At 32.2% G+C, this 21,475-nt stretch carries 24 protein-coding genes; all 24 read right to left on the bottom strand.

Features of this window, described 5'->3' with window-relative positions; translation table 11 throughout:
* Positions 1-23: 23 nt before the first annotated feature.
* Entirely contained in the window at positions 24-1,847 is a 1,824-nt protein-coding gene (locus AB2369_RS01275) for a fused FliR family export protein/FlhB family type III secretion system protein (protein WP_367664655.1), read from the bottom strand.
* A 12-nt stretch (positions 1,848-1,859) separates the two neighbouring features.
* Positions 1,860-2,129: a flagellar biosynthesis protein FliQ gene (gene fliQ, locus AB2369_RS01270; protein ID WP_367664654.1), complete on the bottom strand. Its 270-nt coding sequence runs from the start codon at positions 2,127-2,129 to the stop codon at positions 1,860-1,862.
* Positions 2,130-2,139: 10 nt separating this feature from the next.
* A complete protein-coding gene (gene fliP, locus AB2369_RS01265; RefSeq protein ID WP_367664663.1) occupies positions 2,140-2,877 on the bottom strand; it encodes a flagellar type III secretion system pore protein FliP in 738 nt (245 codons plus the stop codon).
* 22 nt (positions 2,878-2,899) lie between these two features.
* Positions 2,900-3,268, bottom strand: coding sequence for a flagellar biosynthetic protein FliO (locus tag AB2369_RS01260; RefSeq protein ID WP_367664653.1), 369 nt, complete (start codon positions 3,266-3,268; stop codon positions 2,900-2,902).
* 8 nt (positions 3,269-3,276) lie between these two features.
* Positions 3,277-3,729 carry a flagellar basal body-associated protein FliL gene (gene fliL / locus AB2369_RS01255; protein ID WP_367664652.1) on the bottom strand — a complete coding sequence of 151 codons (453 nt, stop codon included), beginning with the start codon at positions 3,727-3,729 and terminating at the stop codon, positions 3,277-3,279.
* Entirely contained in the window at positions 3,729-4,460 is a 732-nt protein-coding gene (locus AB2369_RS01250) for an OmpA family protein (protein WP_367664651.1), read from the bottom strand. The genes fliL and AB2369_RS01250 overlap by 1 nt, the downstream gene beginning before the upstream one ends.
* Positions 4,453-5,262 (bottom strand): motility protein A, encoded by an 810-nt coding sequence (locus AB2369_RS01245; protein ID WP_367664650.1) that lies wholly within the window; start codon positions 5,260-5,262, stop codon positions 4,453-4,455. Before AB2369_RS01245 ends, AB2369_RS01250 begins: the two co-directional genes overlap by 8 nt.
* Positions 5,262-5,465, bottom strand: a complete 204-nt coding sequence (locus AB2369_RS01240; protein WP_367664649.1) for a flagellar FlbD family protein — start codon at positions 5,463-5,465, stop codon at positions 5,262-5,264. Before AB2369_RS01240 ends, AB2369_RS01245 begins: the two co-directional genes overlap by 1 nt.
* Positions 5,466-5,528: 63 nt before the next feature.
* Positions 5,529-6,539 carry a flagellar hook-basal body complex protein gene (locus AB2369_RS01235; protein ID WP_367664648.1) on the bottom strand — a complete coding sequence of 337 codons (1,011 nt, stop codon included), beginning with the start codon at positions 6,537-6,539 and terminating at the stop codon, positions 5,529-5,531.
* A gap of 77 nt (positions 6,540-6,616) precedes the next feature.
* Entirely contained in the window at positions 6,617-7,000 is a 384-nt protein-coding gene (locus tag AB2369_RS01230) for a TIGR02530 family flagellar biosynthesis protein (protein WP_367664647.1), read from the bottom strand.
* Between the two features lies 1 nt (position 7,001).
* Positions 7,002-7,832 carry a flagellar hook assembly protein FlgD gene (locus AB2369_RS01225; RefSeq protein ID WP_367664646.1) on the bottom strand — a complete coding sequence of 277 codons (831 nt, stop codon included), beginning with the start codon at positions 7,830-7,832 and terminating at the stop codon, positions 7,002-7,004.
* A gap of 11 nt (positions 7,833-7,843) precedes the next feature.
* On the bottom strand, positions 7,844-9,211 hold the full coding sequence (locus tag AB2369_RS01220; RefSeq protein ID WP_367664645.1) for a flagellar hook-length control protein FliK: 1,368 nt from the start codon (positions 9,209-9,211) through the stop codon (positions 7,844-7,846).
* A 4-nt stretch (positions 9,212-9,215) separates the two neighbouring features.
* Positions 9,216-9,653 carry a flagellar export protein FliJ gene (gene fliJ / locus AB2369_RS01215; RefSeq protein WP_367664644.1) on the bottom strand — a complete coding sequence of 146 codons (438 nt, stop codon included), beginning with the start codon at positions 9,651-9,653 and terminating at the stop codon, positions 9,216-9,218.
* Between the two features lie 12 nt (positions 9,654-9,665).
* Positions 9,666-10,970 carry a flagellar protein export ATPase FliI gene (gene fliI / locus AB2369_RS01210; protein WP_367664643.1) on the bottom strand — a complete coding sequence of 435 codons (1,305 nt, stop codon included), beginning with the start codon at positions 10,968-10,970 and terminating at the stop codon, positions 9,666-9,668.
* 3 nt (positions 10,971-10,973) lie between these two features.
* Positions 10,974-11,756 carry a FliH/SctL family protein gene (locus AB2369_RS01205; RefSeq protein WP_367664642.1) on the bottom strand — a complete coding sequence of 261 codons (783 nt, stop codon included), beginning with the start codon at positions 11,754-11,756 and terminating at the stop codon, positions 10,974-10,976.
* Positions 11,740-12,768: a flagellar motor switch protein FliG gene (gene fliG, locus AB2369_RS01200; RefSeq protein ID WP_367664641.1), complete on the bottom strand. Its 1,029-nt coding sequence runs from the start codon at positions 12,766-12,768 to the stop codon at positions 11,740-11,742. Before fliG ends, AB2369_RS01205 begins: the two co-directional genes overlap by 17 nt.
* A gap of 5 nt (positions 12,769-12,773) precedes the next feature.
* Complete coding sequence (fliF, locus tag AB2369_RS01195; protein WP_367664640.1) at positions 12,774-14,351, bottom strand: flagellar basal-body MS-ring/collar protein FliF; 1,578 nt, start codon at positions 14,349-14,351, stop codon at positions 12,774-12,776.
* Between the two features lie 16 nt (positions 14,352-14,367).
* Positions 14,368-14,625 (bottom strand): flagellar hook-basal body complex protein FliE, encoded by a 258-nt coding sequence (gene fliE / locus AB2369_RS01190; RefSeq protein WP_367664662.1) that lies wholly within the window; start codon positions 14,623-14,625, stop codon positions 14,368-14,370.
* Positions 14,626-14,680: 55 nt separating this feature from the next.
* Positions 14,681-15,109 carry a flagellar basal body rod protein FlgC gene (gene flgC / locus AB2369_RS01185; protein WP_367664639.1) on the bottom strand — a complete coding sequence of 143 codons (429 nt, stop codon included), beginning with the start codon at positions 15,107-15,109 and terminating at the stop codon, positions 14,681-14,683.
* A 6-nt stretch (positions 15,110-15,115) separates the two neighbouring features.
* The gene (flgB, locus tag AB2369_RS01180) at positions 15,116-15,526 is read right to left on the bottom strand and encodes a flagellar basal body rod protein FlgB (RefSeq protein ID WP_367664638.1); all 411 of its coding nucleotides are present in this window, start codon (positions 15,524-15,526) and stop codon (positions 15,116-15,118) included.
* Between the two features lie 981 nt (positions 15,527-16,507).
* Positions 16,508-17,362 (bottom strand): flagellin, encoded by an 855-nt coding sequence (locus AB2369_RS01175; RefSeq protein WP_367664637.1) that lies wholly within the window; start codon positions 17,360-17,362, stop codon positions 16,508-16,510.
* 356 nt (positions 17,363-17,718) lie between these two features.
* Positions 17,719-18,282 carry an acyltransferase gene (locus tag AB2369_RS01170; RefSeq protein WP_367664636.1) on the bottom strand — a complete coding sequence of 188 codons (564 nt, stop codon included), beginning with the start codon at positions 18,280-18,282 and terminating at the stop codon, positions 17,719-17,721.
* 109 nt (positions 18,283-18,391) lie between these two features.
* A complete protein-coding gene (locus AB2369_RS01165; protein ID WP_367664635.1) occupies positions 18,392-19,465 on the bottom strand; it encodes a DegT/DnrJ/EryC1/StrS family aminotransferase in 1,074 nt (357 codons plus the stop codon).
* An 82-nt stretch (positions 19,466-19,547) separates the two neighbouring features.
* Positions 19,548-21,475: glycosyltransferase (locus tag AB2369_RS01160; RefSeq protein ID WP_367664634.1), on the bottom strand; the 1,928-nt coding region annotated here is incomplete at its 5' end.

Raw genomic sequence — 21,475 nt, 5'->3', positions numbered from 1 at the left:
TTAGTCTTAAATTTTTAGTACTTTTATTTCTTTTTCTTTAACTTGTAAACCACAGCTAGTACCTCCGCCACAGCCACATACATATCCTCTGGTATTTCCTTATCTATATCTACCTTTTCATAAATAAGTCTTGCAAGAGGTTTATTCTCTAAAATAGGCACATTACTTTCCTTTGCCTTTTCCTTTATTTTAAGAGCTATATTATCTTTTCCCTTTGCTATAACCTTTGGTGCGCTTTCTCCTCCTTCTTCATATTTTAATGCCACTGCCAAATGAGTTGGATTTGTTACAATTACTGTAGCATCCGGTATAGCTTGCATCATTCTCTTTGATACCATTTCTCTTTGTTTTTGTCTTATTCTAGACTTAATTTGTGGATCTCCCTCTGACTGCTTATATTCATCCTTTATCTCTTGTTTTGTCATCTTCATTTCTTTCTTATAACTAAATTTCTGATAAACAAAATCTACAACAGCTATTACTATACCCACTAGAGTTACTCTAAAAAATATAGAAATTACAAGATTCATAAGTATTGGAAGTATCCCATTTATATTTATATTAATGGTATCTAATATAAATACATAGTTACTCTTTACAAAGTCATAGCCTACATATCCCACAATTATTATTACCACTAAATTTTTAGATAGTTCTACAAAACTTTTTAAAGAGAACATCCTCTTAAATCCATTTAATGGATTTAGCTTAGATAAAGAAGGCTTTAATCCCTCAGAGGTTAACATAAATCCTGTTTGTATGAAATGCGAAAAAACTCCCATAACCATAATAGGCACAGCTATTGGAAGATATATCTTCATAAAATCCCAAATAGCCTTTAAGAAATTTTTTCTAACTGAAAGGTAGTCAATCTCTCCATTAAATCCATTACTTAAAAAGAAGACTAAGCTCTCACTAAACTCCTGAAATACATAGGACCCAAGAACTACTAAAAGAAGAGTTGAGGTCATAAGGGTAAGGGCAAGGCCTACCTCTTTACTTTTTGCCATTTCTCCTTTTTTTCTAGCATCACTTAGCTTTTTAGGAGTGGCTTCCTCTGTCTTTTCATCTGAAAAAATAAATACTAATGGAACAAATTTATAAATCTCATTTATAATATTTGGAATCCCATCTATTGCATGCTCCATAGCCCTTATTATCATGGGAAGAGCAAAGGTAAAGGCTGTAAGCCCAACTAAGATCTTAACTGGCAGCCCCAATATCATTACATTAAGCTGTGGAACTGTTCTTGATACAAGTCCCATAGTTAAGTCTGTTATTATTATTATCAATACTATTGGTATTGCTATTTTCAAACCTATAACAAAATATTCTATAAAGCTTTCAGCTACAGTCATTATGGTGTCTGAAAATACTATAGACTTCCCAAGACTTACTACCTGAAAGCTATCCATTAATGCTCTAAGCAATATGTGATGTCCATCTACTATAAAGAATATCACTATACTTGAGAAGAACATAAGTCTTTCCACTAAGGTGGAAGATTTTTTACTATTTGGATCATATGCTGATAACATAGAAAGACCTATCTGAAAGTCTATAAATGCCCCCGCCATACTTATAGCATTAAAGGCAAGGGAGGTAACAAAGCCTAAGAATAAGCCCGTCATGGTCTCATTTAAGGCAAGGGTCATAACCCCATACCATCCAGTAAGATCTGAGACTGCAGAATAATCTATCCCTGGTAGTATCATATATGATATTAAAAGACTTAAGGCCACCTTAAGTATATTGGGTGTACCATTTGGAAAGAAAGCTGGCATTGTTATTAAAAATGTTAGTAATCTTATAGATACGAAAAATATTCCTAAAAAATATATGGCCAATGCCTTCTCCCCCTAATTAACTATGTTAGATATTAGTGTAAAAATTCTCTCTGTGAATGCTATTAAATTTCTTAGCATCCAACTACCACTTATTATCCCAACCAATGCTATAGCTATAAGCTTTGGTACAAAGGTTAATGTCTGTTCTTGAATTTGGGTAGTAGCTTGAATAATACTTATTAAAAGTCCTATAACTATTGCTGATATTAATATAGGAGCTGATATTAAAAGCCCTGTATATATAGCATCCTTTATAACTCCTATAACCATACTTTCACTCATAGCCTATCTCCTATCCCGCAAAACTTAATATCATTGATTTAACTAAAAGGTACCATCCATCTACCATTACAAATAATAATAATTTAAAGGGTAATGATACCATAACCGGTGGAAGCATAAACATTCCCATAGACATTAAAACACTTGCCACAACTAAATCAATAATTAAGAATGGTATGTATAATAAAAATCCAATTTGAAAGGCTGTTTTAAGTTCACTTATTGCAAAGGCTGGTACAACTACATATAGTGGCACGTCCTCTTTAGTAGCTTCCTCAATATTTGCAGCCTCTAAGAATAATTTTAAGTCCTTTTGTCTTGTTTGACTTAACATAAACTCTCTAATAGGTTTTGATCCTTCTTTAACTGCTACATCCTGGGTAATAGTCCCCTCCATATAAGGCTTTAGTGCTTTATCATTAATCTCATTATACACTGGGGCCATTATAAATAGGGTTAGAAATAAAGCTAGTCCTATAAGAATCTGGTTTGGTATAGACTGCTGTGCTCCTAAGGCTCCCTTTAAAAATGAGAATACTACAGCTATTCTTGTAAAGCTAGTCATCATTATAATAAAGGAAGGTAGAAGGGTAAGTATTGTTAATAAAATAAGTATTTTTATATTGTCTACAAATTCTTTTGGAGAGCCTGTGTCATCTACTGTTATATTAACCCTTGGAATATCCAAACCAGCTGGAGATGCTTTAGCTACTGTGGTTACCCCACATATAAATACAAAGATAGTCATTAGTATTATTAATGCTCTTTTTTTATTTATCATTGTCTGCTCTTCCTTTTATCTTTAATTTATCCTCTATTAGCTTAACTAAATGGACATTCTTAATGGCTTCTAAATTTTTTTCCTTGCTCTCTTCAATTTTTTTTAATTCTTCCTTTGAAAGCTCCTTTATAATCTTAACTTCTCTTTGAGTCACAGATAAAACATAGGCTTCTTCTCCTATCTTAACTACAGATAAGGAGGCCTCTTTTGAAAGAGAAGTTCTATCTAATACCTTTAAGAACTTATTATTCTGTAATGCTTTAAGTCTACCTTCCCCAAGCCTTAGGGTTAAAAAAAGTAATAATATTATAAAGCTTAGGGAAAATAAAACCTTTAATATCTCAAATGTATAATTCATACTCTTACCTATTGAATTAAGAAGTCTGTGAAATAAACATTAGTAAGCTTCCCTTTATCAAGGACTGGGTTTAACTTATCAAGGATTTCTTTCTTTAATGCTTCTTCTCCCTCTGGAGTTAAATCCTTTGATGTCTTTCCTCTTAATATAGTTATAGTCAAGTCCCTAAGAACATGGCTCTTAGTTGCAAATTCCGCTTCTAAGTCTTTATTAGTGGAATCATATCCAAGAACAGGCTTTACCTTTATATATCTTCTTCCACCTTCATCAGCTAAATTTACAATCATTTCATTTAATTCAAATTTACCTTCTTCTATCTTAGTATTTTGGGTTGCTCCAGCGTTTAATTCTTTCATCTTAAACCACATGAAACCTCCTCCACCTATTATTATTAGAAGTAATACAGCTATTATTATTATCCCGATTTTACTTTTTTTCTTTTCAGTACTTACCTCACTCATTACTTTTCCTTCTCCTTTTCTGATACCACTAGTAATATATTAACCCTTCTATTCTTTGCTCTATTCTCATCGCTATCATTAGGAGCAATAGGCTTATATTCTCCATAAGCAGAAGCTGTAAATCTTTCTGGATTTAATCCCTTGCCTTCAATAAAATACCTAACTACGCTTACAGCTCTAGCGGTGGATAGCTCCCAATTGCTCTTAAATATATAATTATTTATAGGTACATTATCTGTATGTCCTTCCACAATTACTGGATTATCAAGGCTATTTATAAGACTACTTAACTGTGAAAGTATAGGGATACTTTCCTCTTTAAGTTCAGCATTTCCTGATTCAAAGAGTATACTATCCTTCATTTGAAGTATAATTCCTCTTTCGTCCTCTTTAATCTGAAGAGAGGCATCTAACTGATTCTCATCTATAAATGTCTTAACCTGCTCATATAATTCATATGCCTCTCCATCTATACTACTTGGATCTACATCTGCTTCTAAGTTAGAATCTACTGTTACTCCAGTACCTTCTACTATGGTTTGCCCCGGCTGCCCTGTAAACATAGATTGAAAAGCCTGTGATATACTTTGAAGCTTTTGATTATCCACTGTGGAAAATGTGTATAGCAATATGAAAAAGGTTAGTAAAAGGGTAACCGTATCTGAATAGGTAAGAATCCATTCATCAATACCTTGTCCATTATCACCACTTCCCCTTTTCTTTCTAGCCATTTGCTGTCACACCCTCTTCCGTTGGATTTGAAGCATGGTAGCTAGTCTTCTCTTTTGGTGAAAGATAGCATATAAGTTTTTCTTCTATTATTCTTGGGTTAACTCCTGACTGTATTGAAAGAATTCCCTCTAGTATCATTTCCTTTACAGCTACTTCCTTATTACTTTTAATTTGAAGCTTTGCTGCCATAGGGTTAAAAAGCATATTAGCAAGAAAGGCTCCATAGAAGGTTGTTATAAGAGCAACTGCCATACCTGATGCTATTTTTGAAGGATCCTCTAGATTTACAAGCATCTGAATTAATCCTATTAATGTACCTATCATACCAAAGGCTGGTGCATAGGCTCCCCATGCCTTTACCATTGAATATCCTGTACTGTGACGTGCTTCCATCTCTGTTATCTCTAGTTCTAATATCTCTCTTATATTTTCTGGTTCCACTCCATCTATAACCATTTGAAGTCCCTTTTTAAAATAAGAGTCCTCCACTGAATTTGTTTCATCCTCAAGGGAAAGTAATCCCTCTCTTCTAGCTTTTCTTGATAGAACTATAAACTTACTTATTATTTCATTCTTTGAAAAAGTAGTTTCTGTAAAGCTTTGTGCCATAATTTTAAATACATTTTTAAATTCATCCATTGGATAGTTTATCATTAATGCTGCAAAGGAACCAAATATGGTTATAAGAACAGATCCAAAATCCCAGAAACTCATTATGCTTCCACCAACAAGTATTCCATATAAAACCACTGTAATACCGAAAACCAATCCTATCACAGTCGTTAAATCAAGCTTCTTCATTACTCTGCCCCCTGTCCCTTAAAGTAAAACATTTTATTTTTATATTCTATTGCCCTCTTTATAACTTCATTTGGAGTCTCCATAACTATGTACTTTTTTCCATTGGTTAAGGTAATTAAAGTTTCAGGGACACTTTCTATTTTTTCAATATGATCACAATTTAATATAAAATCTTTGCCTGTCATGGCCCTTACTGTTATCATGTTCATCCCACCTTATTTATATAGGACGGGTAGAAATTTCTACCCTATCCTAATTTAAAATAATTATCTCTTTAAGTTAATTATATCTTGAAGTATTTCATCCCCTGAAGAAATCATCTTACCACTAGCCTGGAAGGCTCTTGTGGTAACTATCATATCTGTAAACTGTTCTGCTAGGTCCACATTAGACATTTCAAGCATTCCCTGAAGCATATCACCATATCCACTTGAATTATCATTAGTACCTGCTCCAATTCCTGATTTCACCACTGGTTCCCCTGAGTTTGGTGAGTTTCTATAAAGGTTACCTCCCATTTTCTCAAGACCTGCTGGATTTCTAAAGGATGACATAGCTACCTGTCCAAGAACAGTTATCTTTCCTCCTTCACAAACTCCCTTAATAACCCCTGTCTTATCTATGGAGAAGGATATTATTCTAAGTTCATCAGCACCATCTTTAATTTTTTCAGGAATTCTAAGAGTTTTTAAACTAGTTTCATCTGCTTTTAGGTTCTTAGAATCTGCATCTACAAAATTTATATTATCAGTTCCAATAGAATTGGTTCCTCCATTATCACTTATTCCATATCCTAACACCCTATATCCATCTGAAGTTACTAAGTTTCCCTCATGGTCTGTTCCAAAGGATCCATCCCTCGTGAACATTACATCTCGTCCATTAGTATCTCCCAATTCATGTCTATTGTCTGGATCATTTTTTATATTAATAACTCCATTTGTTGATACAGTTTCTCCTCTAGCCACCATAAAGTATCCTTCTCCATCAACTGCTAGATCTAGATTTCTACCCGTTGGCTGCATCATACCTTGAGTCATTAAGGTATCTATTCCAGCTAATTGAACTCCAAGTCCTACCTGTCTTGGGTTTACCCCTCCAAGGTTTAAGCTTGGTGCCATAGCACGACCTGCATTTTGGCTTAGAACATCTTGGAATCTTGTTCTTTGTGATTTGAAAGCAGTGGTTCCAACGTTGGCTATGTTATTACCTACCACATCCAATTTAGTTTGGTTAACCTTCATACCACTTATACCTGAATACATCGATCTTAACATAAAATTCTCCTCCTAAATTTATTTTGCCCTGTATCTATCCTTCAACAGAGCTTGGCCTCCTGTTACTCAGGTCCAGCCTATAAAATAATTACGCTATCTATGTTAGTAAAGACATTGTCCTTTGCCCTTTCCTTATCCACAGCTGTTATTATAGTTCTATTTTCTACAGATGCTATAAAGGCTGTATCCTTATATATAAAGACTGAATCCTTACATCCCTTTTTTTCAGCTTTATTAAAGGCTTCCTTAAGCTTTAGGTTGTCTTCTCTAGTAAGATTTAATCCTCTCATCCTATCCATAGCATGAGCAGAAATTTTAAAATCTTCACTTATCTTTTCATTAAATATGTCTTTAAAGGATTTACTTTTAAGACTCTCTCTTCTTTCTGGAAGCTTATTACTAGTATCCTCTGGAAATACTGGAGCAGAATACACTCTTCCATTTATAATTCTAGAAGTCATATTAGTTCTCTAATATCTTTGTTACAGAATTATATGGATACTTTTTAATTTCTCCATTTTCAAGTCTTACTGTTATATTGATTCCACCATTCTCCTTAATAACACCTGTAACTACTCCTGTTACTATAACCTTATTATCCTCTGGATTTTCTGGCTCTTCTGTTTCCTCAATCTCTTCTGATTCACCATTCTTAGGCTTCTCTACCTTACCTTCTCCATCTATTTCAGGAGTCTTTCCATCCTCTTTCTCTTCATAGGTTTCTATCTCAACTTTTTTTCCTATCATAGAAGACGCTTGAAGGAGAGCCATATTTACATTTATACTATCCATGTTATAATCAGGTACATCTATTATAGTAGTTACATCATCTAATGCCACATCTATAACTTCTATCTTCCCATTATTATTAATCTCAACCCCTAGAACTACTTCTCCATCTACTACCTCTGATAATCTTACTATACCAGTTACAGGCTTACCTGAATCATCTACTAACTTTAATCCTACCCCTTTACCTATTAGAGCATTTCCTGAAAGACTAGTAACAGTATTGTTTAAATTCATCATTTGCTCCATAGATGCAAACTGAGCCATCTGAGCCACTAAAGCTGAGGAGTCTTGTCCACCTGAAGTAGGGTCCTGATACTTAAGTTGAGCTGATAATATTTTAAGAAAGGAGTTCTTATCCATTTCCTCTCCTTTTTTCACGATTCTAGTTCCTCTATCTGTAGCCCTAGACTCTTCATCATTGTTAACCTTATACCCTATGTTAGACTTCTTTTTATCTCCTACCCTATTATAAGTAGGGATTTTCCCATTTATCTCACTCACTATATCACCTTCTAAACTAACATATTTATATTATTATCCTTATATATATCCTCTTCTAAATCTTCTTCCTTAATATCATCTAAGGTCATATCTCCTGAATTAAATCCATTTCCCTGTCTATACTCTCTCTGATTTCCATCCTTTCCTTGGAATTCTCCATAGGTAGTGGCATCACTAAAGTATATATCTACTGATATATCTTGAACCTTAAACTCTTGAGATATAAGACTCTCCTTTATCTGACTTAAGTTAGAATTTAAAAGATTATAGGTATCCTTATGAGTTGCCATTATCTTGGCTCTCATAATATTTCCTTCCATAGATAGTTTTATAATAACTTCCCCTAATTCCTTTGGTTTTACTTTTAAGGTAAGCTCCTTAATATCGTTCATTTCCATATATTTAATACTTTTAACCACATCCTTAGTAAATGTAGCACTATTAATATTCATTTCCTTGGAAATAGGAGATATATTTTCTCCTTCAGATATACTTACAGGATTAATATTACCTAAAGGTATGACTTCCTTATCACTTAATGGCTTACTGGTTTCATTATCCCCAAAGGACTGAGTTCCACTATTCTTACTAGCTTCAGCATCTCCAATTAAGGACTTTAAAAATCTCTCTTCCTTAGTTAAAGTCTCTTGATTTTTATTAGAATCCGTATTTAATGGTTTATAAGTTTCTAAAGAATCGGCATTATCTAAAGACTCTTCTACCTTTCCTTCTTCATAGAATAAACTTTTAATTTCCTCTAAGGATTTCTTAGTAAAATTTTTAGAATCCTGAAGTTTTTCCGTTGTATTAGGATTTAATATATTAAGTCCTTCTAGTTCCTTAGATAAACCTTCAATAACATGTAGAGGAATCTCCTTATTTCCTAGGGCTTCCTTTAGAGTGGACATTAGGTTAGCTAGTTTTTCTATGCCTTCACTTGGCATATTTTTAATACCTATTATAGCTTCATTTAGAGCATTTATCTTTTCCTCTAAACTTAAACCTTCATTCAGCTTTAAGTTTACTGAATTTTCAACTCCTAAGAACGCTAAAATTTCTTCAAGTATACTAAGTAGATCTAAATCTTTAGACTCTTCATTTAGAGGCTCTAAGTTTTCATCTAAAACTTCTATTTTCTCATCTACTGCCTCTAACTTTTCATCACTATTATTAACCTTAGTTTCTACTCTAGGTTTCCCTGTATCCTTTACTTCCTTCATTTCCTTAGGACCTTCACTTGGTTTTTCCTTCCCCTTTAAGGAAGCATCTAGTGTGTTTCTAAAATCTAGAGATTTTGAATAGTTATTACTACTTCCTAACTTTTCTTTAGGATAATCTCTTTTAGCCACTTCTTGAACCTTAATATTCATATTATTCATTTTCTCACCTCCTTTCATGGGTTCTTATATAACTATAAAGAGCTAATTCATCTATAAAATTCTGCTCTTTCTTCTCTTCATTTCTTATAAATTCTTTTTCCTTCTTCTCTTTTAAAATCTCCACAGTTTTTCTCTCTATCTGGCTTTCAATAAGTTCTCCTCTTTTTTCTAGAAGAACCTCTTCCTTCTCTTTAAGAATCTCTTCTGTATCCTCAATCTTAAAAGACAACACATTTAAATAATTATTTCTTATCTTCTGCTCTATTAATGTCTCTTCTCTTTTTAATACATTGTATTTAGAGTATTGCATATTTAATGTGTTAAGGTTATCCTCTACCTTTCTTTTCTCTCTCTCTGCCACTTGGAAGCCTATCTTACATTGCTCTTCCTTATCTACTCTTATATCTAAAAGTTTCTGAAGTCTAAATTTAAATCCTTTCAAGTATGCCCCTCCTTACCTAAACATAGCATTTATATTCTCTAGGGTACTATTAAAGGAGGAGTTTTCATTAACACCTTGCCTTAAAAATCTATTAATAACATCTATATATTCTATAGCCATATCAATTTTTTTACTTGATCCCTTAGAATAAGCCCCAAGATTTATAATATCCTCTGAGTCTCTATAGGTTGAAAGGAGATCTCTTGCAAAGGATGCAACTTCCTTATGCTCCTTTTCTGCAATATCTGGCATAAGTCTTGATACACTATTTAAAATATCTATAGCTGGATAATGATTCTTATGAGCCAGATCTCTGGATAAAACAATGTGTCCATCTAATATTCCACGGACAGCATCTGCTATAGGTTCATTAAAGTCATCTCCATCTACAAGGACTGTATAAAATGCTGTTATAGATCCCTTATCAGACATACCTGATCTTTCAAGAAGTCTTGGGAGCATGGCAAAAACTGAAGGGGTATAGCCTTTAGTTGCAGGAGGTTCTCCTATAGCAAGCCCAACTTCTCTTTGAGCCATGGCAAATCTAGTAACAGAGTCCATCATAAGTATTACTTTTTTCCCTTGATCTCTAAAGTATTCTGCTATAGCCGTAGCTGTAAAAGCCCCTTTAAGTCTTACAAGAGCCGGTCTATCAGACGTAGCACATACCACCACTGATTTTCTAAGACCTTCCTCTCCAAGATCCCTTTCTATGAAATCAAGAACCTCACGTCCTCTCTCCCCTATAAGGGCAATTACATTCACATCAGCCTCTGCATATTTAGCTATCATCCCTAGGGTAGTACTTTTTCCTACTCCACTTCCTGCAAATATTCCAACCCTCTGACCTTCTCCACAGGTTAAAAATCCATCTATGGCTCTTACTCCTGTGGGAAGTACTTCCTTTATTCTTCTTCTCTTTAAAGGATCTGGTGGGTCTTTATCTAACTCATATACCATCCCTTTTTTATTTTCTTCCCCTTTAAGTGGATTTCCAAGACCATCTAAAATACTTCCAAGTAGATCATCACTACACTTCACATGGAGCTGTCTTCCAGTAGGTACTACAATGCATCCTGGAGCAATCCCTATGAGTTCCCCAAGAGGCATTAGTATTACATCATCGTCCTTAAATCCAACAGTTTCACATAAAATTTCATTGTTTTTATTGTTGTATATAGTACATATCTCTCCAACAAAGGATTTTATTCCTTCCACTTCTACTGTAAGTCCTATTACTTTTTTTACTTTTCCTTGGCTATAATATAAAGAAGTTTTAGAAATCCTCTCCTTTATCCCTTGAAAATCTATGTCCATTAACTAAAACAACTCCTTTTTAATTTCCTCTAAAGCCTGATCTATTGAAGATTCAATTTTGCCATTATCCTTTTCTATAATAACGCTACCTTCCTCAAGACTATTATCCTTAACTACAAAAATTTCTCCCTTAGAAAGTCCTAAAACTTCTTTCATATTTAAGACCTTCTCTTTTATATTTTCTACATAGTCTTCTCTACATCTTATAATGTAGGAGCTAGCCTTTGATGACTCCTGAATCATTTTTAATATTGTTTCATCTAAAGAGTCTGGTTTTTTAATCTCTGTATTAAGAACCTTAGATGCTATATATAGAGATAAATCTAAAATTTCTTCCTTCTTCTCTTTTAGATAATTTTCATACTCCTCTTTTGCACTAAGTAGCATGTTATTAGCATTATCTATAATAAGGTTACTTTCTTCCTTAGCTTTTACAATAGTTTCCTCGTAAGCTTTTTTTAAACCTTCTTCTTTTCCTATAGCAGTTCCTTCATTATAACCAAGGTCATAAGCTTCATTGTAAGCTCTAGATTTAACCTCTTCTATTTCTTCTTGTGCTTTTTTTCTTATTTCTTCCGCTTCAATTCTTGCACTTTCTAGAATACTCTTTTTCATAGTTTCATACTCTTCTAAAGAATTATCTTCTTCTATAATAATATTTTTATTATTATCTTCCTTTGTTTCCTTTGAATTCTTCCTGTTTTGAGAAACATAAGTTGTACTTATTACTTTTTTTCCGCTCTCTTCACTACTATTATTTTTTATAATATTATAAAACGATGGCATCTTCTCCACCTCTTGAAATCACTATTTCTCCTGCTTCATCTAACCTTCTTATTATTCCAACAATCTTCTGTTGAGCTTTCTCTACATCCACAAGTCTAACAGGTCCTAAGAATTCCATGTCTTCCTTCAATGCAGCAGCCCCTCTCTTTGATTGATTCTTGAATATAGTATTGGAAACATCTTCTGAACAGCCCTTTAAAGCTAATGCTAAATCCTTTGGATCTACTTCCCTTAGAACTCTTTGTATTGATAAGCTGTCTAGAGTTACTATATCCTCGAATACAAACATAGATTCCTTTATTCTTTCTGCAAGTTCTGCATCTTCTCTCTCTAAACCTTCTGTAATATTCTTTTCTGTGGTTCTATCTACCTGGTTTAATATACCAACCAATGTCTCAACACCACCAATTACAGTTACATCTGACTTTATAACTGATGATAACTTACCATCAAGAACCTTCTCTATCTCTTTAACCACCATTGGTGAAGTGTTTCTCATAGTTGCTAGTCTATAGGCTACATCACTTTGAAGCTCCTCAGGAAGGGCTGAAAGTATTTGTCCAGCCTTATCCTGTTGAAGATAACAAAGAATTAAAGCTATAGTTTGAGGATGCTCATTAGCTATTACATTCATTAGCTGATGGGAGTCAGCTTTTCTTGCTATAGCAAAAGGTCTATACTGCTGACTTACCTCCACAACCTTATCTAAAATCTCCTTTGCTCTATGAGGCCCTAAAGCCTTTCCAAGAAGACTCCTCGCGTACTCAATTCCACCCTCTAGAAGATAATCCTTCGCCTTATTCATCTCTAAGAATTCTTCTAAGATCTTTTGTCTAAAGTCTTGATTTACATGAGTGGTATTAGCTATTTCATAAGTTATCTTTTGAATCTCTGCTTCTGGAAGCTTTTTTATTATATTAGCTGATATTTCAGGGCCTAAAGTTATAAATAATATAGCTGACTTTTGCACCCCTGTTAATTTTTCCATTTCCTTTATCATGTCCTTACTCATAGTTATCACCTCTCATCATCCGCAAGCCATGCCTTAACTATATCAACAAATTGTTCTGGTTTATCTTTAGCATAACGCTTTACTTCATTTTCAAGATGTACTTTTTCATTATTTACTTCAAAGTCTATTGGATCAAGCTTTATTTGTTCCTTAGGTTCTATATTGTCTCCAATAACCACATTAAGGCCGCTTCCTTCCTCTAACTCATCTTCATCCTCATCTTGATTTCTCTTCTTTCTAATTATTAAAGCTACTACTATTGCTAATAATATTAATATTCCAGTTGAAATACCAATAGTTTTATAAAGCTTCATCTTTTTAGCCTGCTCTTCTTCCTTCTTCATTTCTTCTAATGCCTTGGCTGCCGCATCCTTAGCTGCTGGATCAAAGGACATACCTGCAACGCTTATCTCGTCTCCTCTATCCTGCTTAAATCCAATAGCATTTGCAACTATACCTTTTATAGTTTCTTGAGCACCTAAATCTAGGTTACCATCTACTACTACCGATGCAGTAAGTCTTTTCACAGAACCTGGTGCACTTATAACCTTTGTTTCGCTCTTTCCAACCTCATAGTTAGTCTTCTTCTCTTCCTTAGAAGATGTGGCATTTCCATCCTCGTTATTTATAGCATTAGTCATGTTATTATCCACTGGACTTTGGGAATTATCACGTCCACCATCTTCACTAGATGTCTCCTTAGAGGTGGCTTCACTCACAACAACACTCTGTGGGTTTACAACTATATCAGTTTTTTCCTTCGCATCAAAATCTAATTCTGAATTAACCTTAACCTTAACCTTGCCTTTTCCAATTACAGGCTCAAGCATCTCTAAAACATTATTCTGAAGCTTGTCTTCAAAGTCTTCCTGTACCTTCTTTTGTTTCTCCAAAGAAGAAGCTGAAAAGTTTTCATCATCCTCAAATAAATCTCTAGATAACAAGTTCATATTATCATCTATAACCTCTATGTTCTCCTTTGGAGTATTAGGTGTTGCTCCTTCAACTAAAGAAACTATAGACTTAACTTGTTCTTTAGAAAGAGTACTACCTGGTTTCATTTCAATATATACTGAAGCCTTTCCTGGCTTACTCTCTTTAACAAATACTGATTCTTCTGGAGGTGTTAAATGAACTCTTGCATTTTTTATCTGTGGAAAACTTTTTATTGTTCTCTCTATTTCCCCTTGAAGAACCCTTTGTTTTTTAATTTTAAACTCCTCATCTGTCATTCCAAAGGACTGACTATCGTCCATGAGTTCATATCCCTTACTACCATTGGTTATGTCCGTTGCAAGTTCTAGTCTTAGCTCATCTACTTTTTCCTTAGGAACGTATATGGCGTCCCCCTTAACCTGAGTTTCTATTTTCTTTTCTTTTAACTTTTCAGTTATAACCTTAGCATCATTTCCATCAAGACCAGAAAAAAGAAGGCCATATTTATTATTCTGAAGGTAAACCCCTAAAAATATTAAAGAAATTATTATTCCAGATATTAATACAATGACTCCTATTTTAAGACTTTTTGACAGGGACATAAACCTATCCTTTATTTTACTTAAGCCTTCCTTAAGTTTTTCCATTTATAGCACTCCTATCCTATAACTGAATTCTGTTTATTTCTTGATAAGCTTCTACAAGCTTATTTCTCACCTGCACTGCCATTTGAAGGGAAAGTTTTGCTTCCTCTGCAGCTATCATAACATCATGTATCTCAACATCTTCACCCTTTATAAACTTTTCAGTAATCTCATCTGAGGCAATTTGAGATTCATTGACTTTATGTAATTTTTCATTTAAAACATCACCGAATGTAATATTTGATGTTGACTTTTCAACTTCTTTTCCTATATTCATATTATTAAAAACTTCTTTACTTGGTACAAAACTATTTATTTTCATGAGTATCCCCCTATCTTCCTATTTCTAATGCTTTTGAAAACATACTTTTCATAGAATTTAACGTGTCTACATTTGCCTCATAGGACCTTGTAGCAGCTATCATATCTGCCATTTCATTCAAAATGTTTACATTAGGCATCATTACATAACCCTCATTATCCGCATCTGGATGTGAAGGATCATATACTCTTCTTAATGGAGATTTATCTTCTTCAACTCCAACTGCCTTAACTCCCATGAGATTATCCCCTGGTTTATTTGTCTTATCTAAAGATTTATCTAAATGTTCCTGAAAAACTGCTACCTTTCTTACATAGGGTCTTCCATTTTCCCCTCTTGTAGTTGTAGCATTAGCTATATTAGACGCAATGGTATCCATTCTAAGTCTTTCTGCCGAAAGACCACTAGCACTTATTCTCATAGATCTAAAAGCATACATTATTTACTACCTCCCACCAGATGTTACTACATATCTTGTAGAATTAATTCTATTATTATAGCTAGTTATAAGAGTATTATATAGAAGGGTATTAGCTGCTTGATTAACCTTTTCTATATCTAGGTCTACATTATTTCCGTCACTTCTCATGCTAGATGACTTGTCCTGCGTAACTTTAATCCCATCCTCAAAGTCATTATCTTTAATGTGTTTTTCATTAGTTCTTCTAAGGCTTAGACTCTTTTCGTCATCTTTCAACGCCTCTTCAAAAACCACATCAAATCTTTTGTAGTCTTTTGTATTAACATTGGCTATATTATTAGCTATAGTCTTTCCTCTTATAGAGGTGGCATTAAGATCCTTCTTTATAAGATCATATACATTTCTATCCAAAGAAGTTCCTTCTCCTATTTTCATCTCCTCAACTCCTTTTAATTTTACAAATTAAACTTTAAACTTCCACTATTCTATGTTTTAATAGATAAACTAATTAATTTCATCTATTTTTTTAATCCTTATGTAAATACTACCAATTATAAATTAATTATAAGACAATCTACAAGTATTTTCTAGTGTATTTTTTAATTTTAATTATTTTCTTATTTAACTCTATGTATTTCATCTATTTTTATTTTATTTCTACCTTTTTTTAATAGAAACTTTTTTTAGCATTTAATTCTTTCGACTTTTTTCTTGTTTTTTTCTAAAGTTTTACTTTGTTTTCATTGTTTCAAATTAACTTTTTGTCTAATAATTAATAATTAGTAACATAAATTTATTTTAATCTCTCTTTAATTCTCATTAAAATTACCTTATTTCATTTTAATACATATAACCTCATTAGTGTTATTTTATAGTACTTTTTAACAATTTCTTAATCCAAATATTACTTTAAAAAAGGCATTAATTCTTCGGATTAACTTTTTTTAAATTTTTATAATATACAATGATTTCTATACATTTGAATCTATAAAAATTGGAATTATTCGGGATTTATGTCTAATAATTATTATTACTTGATAATATAATTTATAGTTGTATTCATTGTTTATTCACATAAATACCATAATAATCCATATTGTTTCAATATAAGAATTTTTAAAACACAATATAACCTATATTTTACCATGACACCCTATATTTTAACATATACTAGTAAAATAAAAAGCCTTGGATTCTATCCAAGACTTTTCATTTATCTTATTTAACTATAATCTTTACTAGATTTTAATTTAATCTGCTACAATATTTAAATCTTAAATTTGCTTAATCACTTATTTAAAATTATAAAATACAAAAATTAAATATTAAAAATACACTACTCTTAAAATATTAATTTAACTGTCATAATGAATTAAATTAATATTTACTCTTTTCTTAATAGCTCAATAATCATTCCTATTTCACTCTCTCTAAAATCCTAAGTACATCCTTAGGAAAATTATTAGTTTGAGCCATCATGGCATTTCCTGCCTCTATGAGTAAACTGTATTTCGAAAGTTCCATGATTTCAAATCCCATATCCGCATCTCTTATGGAAGACTCTGCCTTTTCCATAGTAAGACTCATATCTCCAGAAGTATCAAAGGTTGTTTCAAGCCTATTACATAGAGCTCCATATTGCCCCCTTGCATCTATAATTGTATTTATAGATGCATCTATAACACTTAAAGCCTCATCTATGTTCCCATTAGTTATATCTAAGTCCTTTAAGGATTTTCCGCTACTATCCTTTAAATTTTCAGGAGACATGTTAAAAAACGGTATATCTATATCCTCTCCACTATTTGCCCCTGCTAGCATGGACGCTGTAGTAGGATTATTATTATCTACGGTGGTACTTTCCTTTAAATACTTAACTCCGTTAAATTCAGAGTAGTCCACTACGTTTCCTATTCCCTCTACCATTTGATTTATTTCATCTTGTATAACTTGTTTATCATTATCATCACCAGCTCCCCCAGACTGAACTGTAAGCTCTCTGATTCTGTTTAAATATGCATTTATAGTACTTAAAGATGAATCCGCACTTTGAAGCATGGATACTCCGTCTTGAACATTTCTTTGAGCCATTTGAAGCCCTCTTATTTGTATCCTCATAAGTTCACTTTTACCTAAAGCATTTGGGTTGTCCGATGCCCCATTAACTTTCTGTCCAGTAGCCGCCCTATTAAAAACCTTTGATTGCTTTTCTAAATTCTTAGAATAATTTCTATAAACATTTAAAGAAGCTATGTTATGAGTTAATCTCATTTCTTCTCCTCCTTTATGAGTTTTATTTTCCTTTTCTAATTTTCATATTTCATAATTAATTTTTTTAAGTCTTATATTTCATGTTATATGTAGATATATATAATACCCAAGCCTAATCTTTGAATAAGCTATCAATCACAGTGGTTTGAAGTATTAACTCCATGTACCATGTTATACGTCTATAGATTTTATTACCCAAAGCCTCTCTTATACACTAATCACCATCTGTGAATTTCAAGATATTATTACTTTCTCTATAGTATATCGTTATAATACTATTTTACTTTATAAAAAATAACACTATAAGTATTATTGAATTTTAATAATACCTATAATGTTATATTTATAAAAACAAATTAAGTAATATTATTTAAAAATTCTTTTTCTAATTCTAAAAGCTTTTTACTCCTATCCTTTATTTTCTTTGCTGGTATTCCTATATATATGCTCCAAGGAAGTAAATCTTTATTTATAAGTGCCATAGATCCAACGGATGCACCTTCCCCAACTGTAACTCCTGGAAGTATAATGGCTCCTGCACCTATTAGTGAATGCTTTTTAAATATTACCTTTCCTTTTATAATATTCTTATATTCTAACGGAATGTTAGGATTAGTCAAAACCTCTCCACCATAATCATCTGTTAATGCATATACTATAGACCGTGCTGAAAGTCCAACAAAGTCTTCAAATACAACCCCCACATCCCCTCCATAAACCCCACAGAAGGAGGCAATATGAACAAAATTTCCTATAGATATATTTCCTGAAAGAATGGTAAAATCATCTATCCTACAGTTATCTCCAATACATATATTCTCCGGTCCATAGATACTTGTCTTTCTACTTAAAAGCACATTTTCTCCTAAGGATTTAAAACCTATTTCTTTAAGCTCCTCTTCACTATAAAAACTACTCATAAATATACCGTTGCCTCCTACAATTCTATAAAATCTTTATTTAAAATATATTATAGCTCCTTGTATTTTCACTTTTAATTCTTTACTATACTAAATTTCTCACTCTACTTTAAATAGACTCTATTATATATATAATTTCATCTACAATAGATAAATCCAAGGAATCATATAAGGGAAGGCAATATACCCTCCTTGATACTTCTTCTGAAACCTCCATTTTTTCATATTCTAAATAGTTTAGAGTATTAAGGCTAGGATAGAAATACCTACGTCCATTTATTCCTCTTTCTTTTAATACTCTCTGCACCTTTAATAAATCCTCTTCTGTTTTAAATAGTATAGGAAAATAGGAGTAATTAAGGCTACCATAAGGATTCCTATCTTGAAGAGTAACCTTACTACTATTTCTTAATTTTTCATAATACCTATTATAAACTTCTCTTCTTTTACTATTAATTTCATCATACTCATCTAATACACAAAGACCCATAGCACTTTGAAATTCATTAATCTTACAGTTTATACCTAAAGATCTAATACTATCAACACCTGTTATTCCAAAGTTTATCATAAGTTTTGCTTTTTCATAAACTTCTCTATCCTTTATTACTAAGGCTCCTCCTTCTATGGTGTGAAAAATCTTTGTGGCATGAAAACTTAATGTGGATACATCTCCAAAGTTTAAGAGGCTGTCCCCATTAAACTTTGCATTGAAACAATGGGAAGCATCATATATAGTTTTTAGATTATATCTGTTAGCTATATCTGAAATTTTTTCCACTTCACAAGGATTTCCAAAAACATGTACAGGAACTATGGCACTGGTATTTTCATTTATAGACTTTTCTATATTATTTACATCCATATTTAAACTTTTTTTATCTATATCTACAAACCTTGGTGTAATTCCTTCCCATACCATGGAACTGGTTGTTGCTACAAAGGAAAAAGGTGATGTTAAAGCTTCTCCCTTCACATCTAAGACTTTATAAGCTATTTGAAGAGCTAGGGTTCCATTAGACACTAAAAGTAAGTTCTTAACTCCTAGAAACTTCTCAAGTCTCTCTTGAAGTTCTAAAGTAAGCTCTCCATTATTAGTTATCCACCCATTTCTATATATCCTATCTATTCTTTCTGAAAGCTTTTCCTTAGAAGGTAGATAGGTCTTAGTAACGTTAATCATATTTCCCCCTGAATAAAATCACTTTATTTATTCTTATTCCAGTTACTAATATATAGTGTCACTTATATTAACAAAATAGAATCTACTCTTTTAAAAACATAAGCAAATCCTCTCTTTTATTGAATCCAAATAGCCTCTCTTCATTATTTTTAAATAAATCATTATTTTTAACTATATGGCTCTTAAATCCAAAGTTTTCTACTCTTTTAAAAATATCTCTTCCATATATTCTTACATGGTCTTCTTGTCCGAACTCTAAGAGTCTTTTAAGTGGATCCTTTATTTCTTCATCTTCATAGGATACTTCTATCTCTTCTGAATAAGGTGTTTGAAATATTGCTCTTCCACCCTTTTTAAGAACACGATTAAGCTCTTTTAATGCTCTATGATCATCCTCTATATGCTCCAGCACATGATTACATATGATAAAATCAAAATATTCATCCTCATAGTGAATATTGGTTATATCAATGTTAATCATCCCTGGATAAATAGGATGTAAATCTCCACATATATACTCCTCTAAATCACAATCATTTAAATAAGCCCTAATATAAAGTTCCGGTGCAATATGAAGAACCTTCTTTCCTTCCATATATCTCTTTACTAAATCAAGCTTATAAATATATAGAAGTAGATGTCTTTCTCTATCATTACATCTACAGTGAGGACAGCTATGATTTATCACATCACTACCTATTATATTGTAGTCTTCAACCTTAGGACTTATGATTCCATCAAAGGGATTAAAACTACTCACCCTATTAGAACAATTTATGCAAAACTTTTCTTTGAATCTTAAAAGTCCACTATAAAACATATCTAGGTAAATCTTTTTCCATTCTATTCTTCCTATTTTCTCTAAGGTAGTATTATGAGTGTTTTGTCCTCCATGATATCTAAAATAGGTTAGTGTATCACTTATATAATATCCATTTCCTTCTGTAAGAAAATTAATGCAAGAAGCTAAATCCCCATTACTTATATACTGATTATTATTAAAATTAAACAGCTTATCCTTTAAACTTGCTCTAAACAAGAACACACTTGGTTCTCCTAAAAAGTTGTACTTTAGATCTATGATTAAATCCCCTATATCCTCCTTAGTTATTAATGTATCCTTATCTAAAGTTCTAAAAATATGATTTAGACCATTTAAAAAATCTCCATTTTCATTAATTAGACCTCTCTGAGATGTTACAAAGGATATATCATCCCTCTCTTTAATAATAGCTACCATCCTCTCTATTTTATCTCCTCTAAATACATCATCATGGAATAAAAAGCTTAAATATTCTCCTTTTGCAATACCTGGAAGACTTAAGGTATTACTTAATCCAAAGTCATCAGAGGATTCATGTTTAACATAAGTTATAAAATCATATTTATTTAAGTAAGGCTTAATAAAGTTTTTTACATCTTCTGTGGTACTATCATCACTTATTATAATTTCTATATTAGGGTAACTTTGATCTAATGCACTATCTATGGCAGGTTTTAAATACTTAGTCTGGTTATAGGTTGGCATTAATATGGATACTAGTGGATAATTCTCCTCTAAATTATTTCTTTTTATAAAACTCATCTTATCATCTCTAGAAAGAATAAAATTCTCCTCATTAAATATACAGCTAGGTTCTTTAAAGAATAGTAAATCCACCTCTTTTTTATTAGCATTAATCCTTTTTATATTATCTAGCATGTATAAAGGATCATATAGGTTCTTTAATACATAATCTCCCCTTGTAATAACTATTGAATCATATATATAATTTAAATTCTCTGATGTAGGATTTGAAAATACTATTAGGGACTCATTTAAATATACGTAGTAGTTTCCATATAGGGATTCTAGGTTTAAGGTATCTAGATTTAAATATCCCCCTTTAATGCCTCCTAAAACTAAATTTTCTCTTTTATTAAATTCTTCTATTATATTTACGAGAAAATCTTTATCTATAATAAAGGTTTCTTCCTTTAAGAATATATGAATATCCTCCTCATTAAAGG

The sequence above is a fragment of the Clostridium sp. genome (assembly GCF_040797585.1).
In the GTDB taxonomy this organism is placed as follows: Bacteria; Bacillota; Clostridia; order Clostridiales; family Clostridiaceae; genus Clostridium_Z.
This window is presented reverse-complemented; position numbering and strand designations above follow the sequence as displayed.

Excerpts from the sequence above, each read along its gene's own strand:
- fliE (WP_367664662.1), bottom strand. The coding sequence starts at position 14,625 with ATGAATATAGGAAAAGAAGTTGAAAAGTCAACATCAAATATTACATTC.
- fliG (WP_367664641.1), bottom strand. The coding sequence starts at position 12,768 with ATGAGTAAGGACATGATAAAGGAAATGGAAAAATTAACAGGGGTGCAA.
- AB2369_RS01250 (WP_367664651.1), bottom strand. The coding sequence starts at position 4,460 with ATGGCTAGAAAGAAAAGGGGAAGTGGTGATAATGGACAAGGTATTGAT.
- AB2369_RS01240 (WP_367664649.1), bottom strand. The coding sequence starts at position 5,465 with ATGATAACAGTAAGGGCCATGACAGGCAAAGATTTTATATTAAATTGT.
- flgC (WP_367664639.1), bottom strand. The coding sequence starts at position 15,109 with ATGTATGCTTTTAGATCTATGAGAATAAGTGCTAGTGGTCTTTCGGCA.
- fliP (WP_367664663.1), bottom strand. The coding sequence starts at position 2,877 with ATGACTATCTTTGTATTTATATGTGGGGTAACCACAGTAGCTAAAGCA.
- fliF (WP_367664640.1), bottom strand. The coding sequence starts at position 14,351 with ATGGAAAAACTTAAGGAAGGCTTAAGTAAAATAAAGGATAGGTTTATG.
- AB2369_RS01235 (WP_367664648.1), bottom strand. The coding sequence starts at position 6,539 with ATGTTAAGATCGATGTATTCAGGTATAAGTGGTATGAAGGTTAACCAA.
- AB2369_RS01165 (WP_367664635.1), bottom strand. The coding sequence starts at position 19,465 with ATGATTAACGTTACTAAGACCTATCTACCTTCTAAGGAAAAGCTTTCA.
- AB2369_RS01170 (WP_367664636.1), bottom strand. The coding sequence starts at position 18,282 with ATGAGTAGTTTTTATAGTGAAGAGGAGCTTAAAGAAATAGGTTTTAAA.
- AB2369_RS01245 (WP_367664650.1), bottom strand. The coding sequence starts at position 5,262 with ATGAAGAAGCTTGATTTAACGACTGTGATAGGATTGGTTTTCGGTATT.
- fliI (WP_367664643.1), bottom strand. The coding sequence starts at position 10,970 with ATGGACATAGATTTTCAAGGGATAAAGGAGAGGATTTCTAAAACTTCT.
- AB2369_RS01220 (WP_367664645.1), bottom strand. The coding sequence starts at position 9,211 with ATGAATAATATGAATATTAAGGTTCAAGAAGTGGCTAAAAGAGATTAT.
- AB2369_RS01260 (WP_367664653.1), bottom strand. The coding sequence starts at position 3,268 with ATGAATTATACATTTGAGATATTAAAGGTTTTATTTTCCCTAAGCTTT.
- flgB (WP_367664638.1), bottom strand. The coding sequence starts at position 15,526 with ATGAAAATAGGAGAAGGAACTTCTTTGGATAGAAATGTATATGATCTT.
- AB2369_RS01175 (WP_367664637.1), bottom strand. The coding sequence starts at position 17,362 with ATGAGATTAACTCATAACATAGCTTCTTTAAATGTTTATAGAAATTAT.
- AB2369_RS01205 (WP_367664642.1), bottom strand. The coding sequence starts at position 11,756 with ATGCCATCGTTTTATAATATTATAAAAAATAATAGTAGTGAAGAGAGC.
- fliQ (WP_367664654.1), bottom strand. The coding sequence starts at position 2,129 with ATGAGTGAAAGTATGGTTATAGGAGTTATAAAGGATGCTATATATACA.
- AB2369_RS01230 (WP_367664647.1), bottom strand. The coding sequence starts at position 7,000 with ATGACTTCTAGAATTATAAATGGAAGAGTGTATTCTGCTCCAGTATTT.
- fliL (WP_367664652.1), bottom strand. The coding sequence starts at position 3,729 with ATGAGTGAGGTAAGTACTGAAAAGAAAAAAAGTAAAATCGGGATAATA.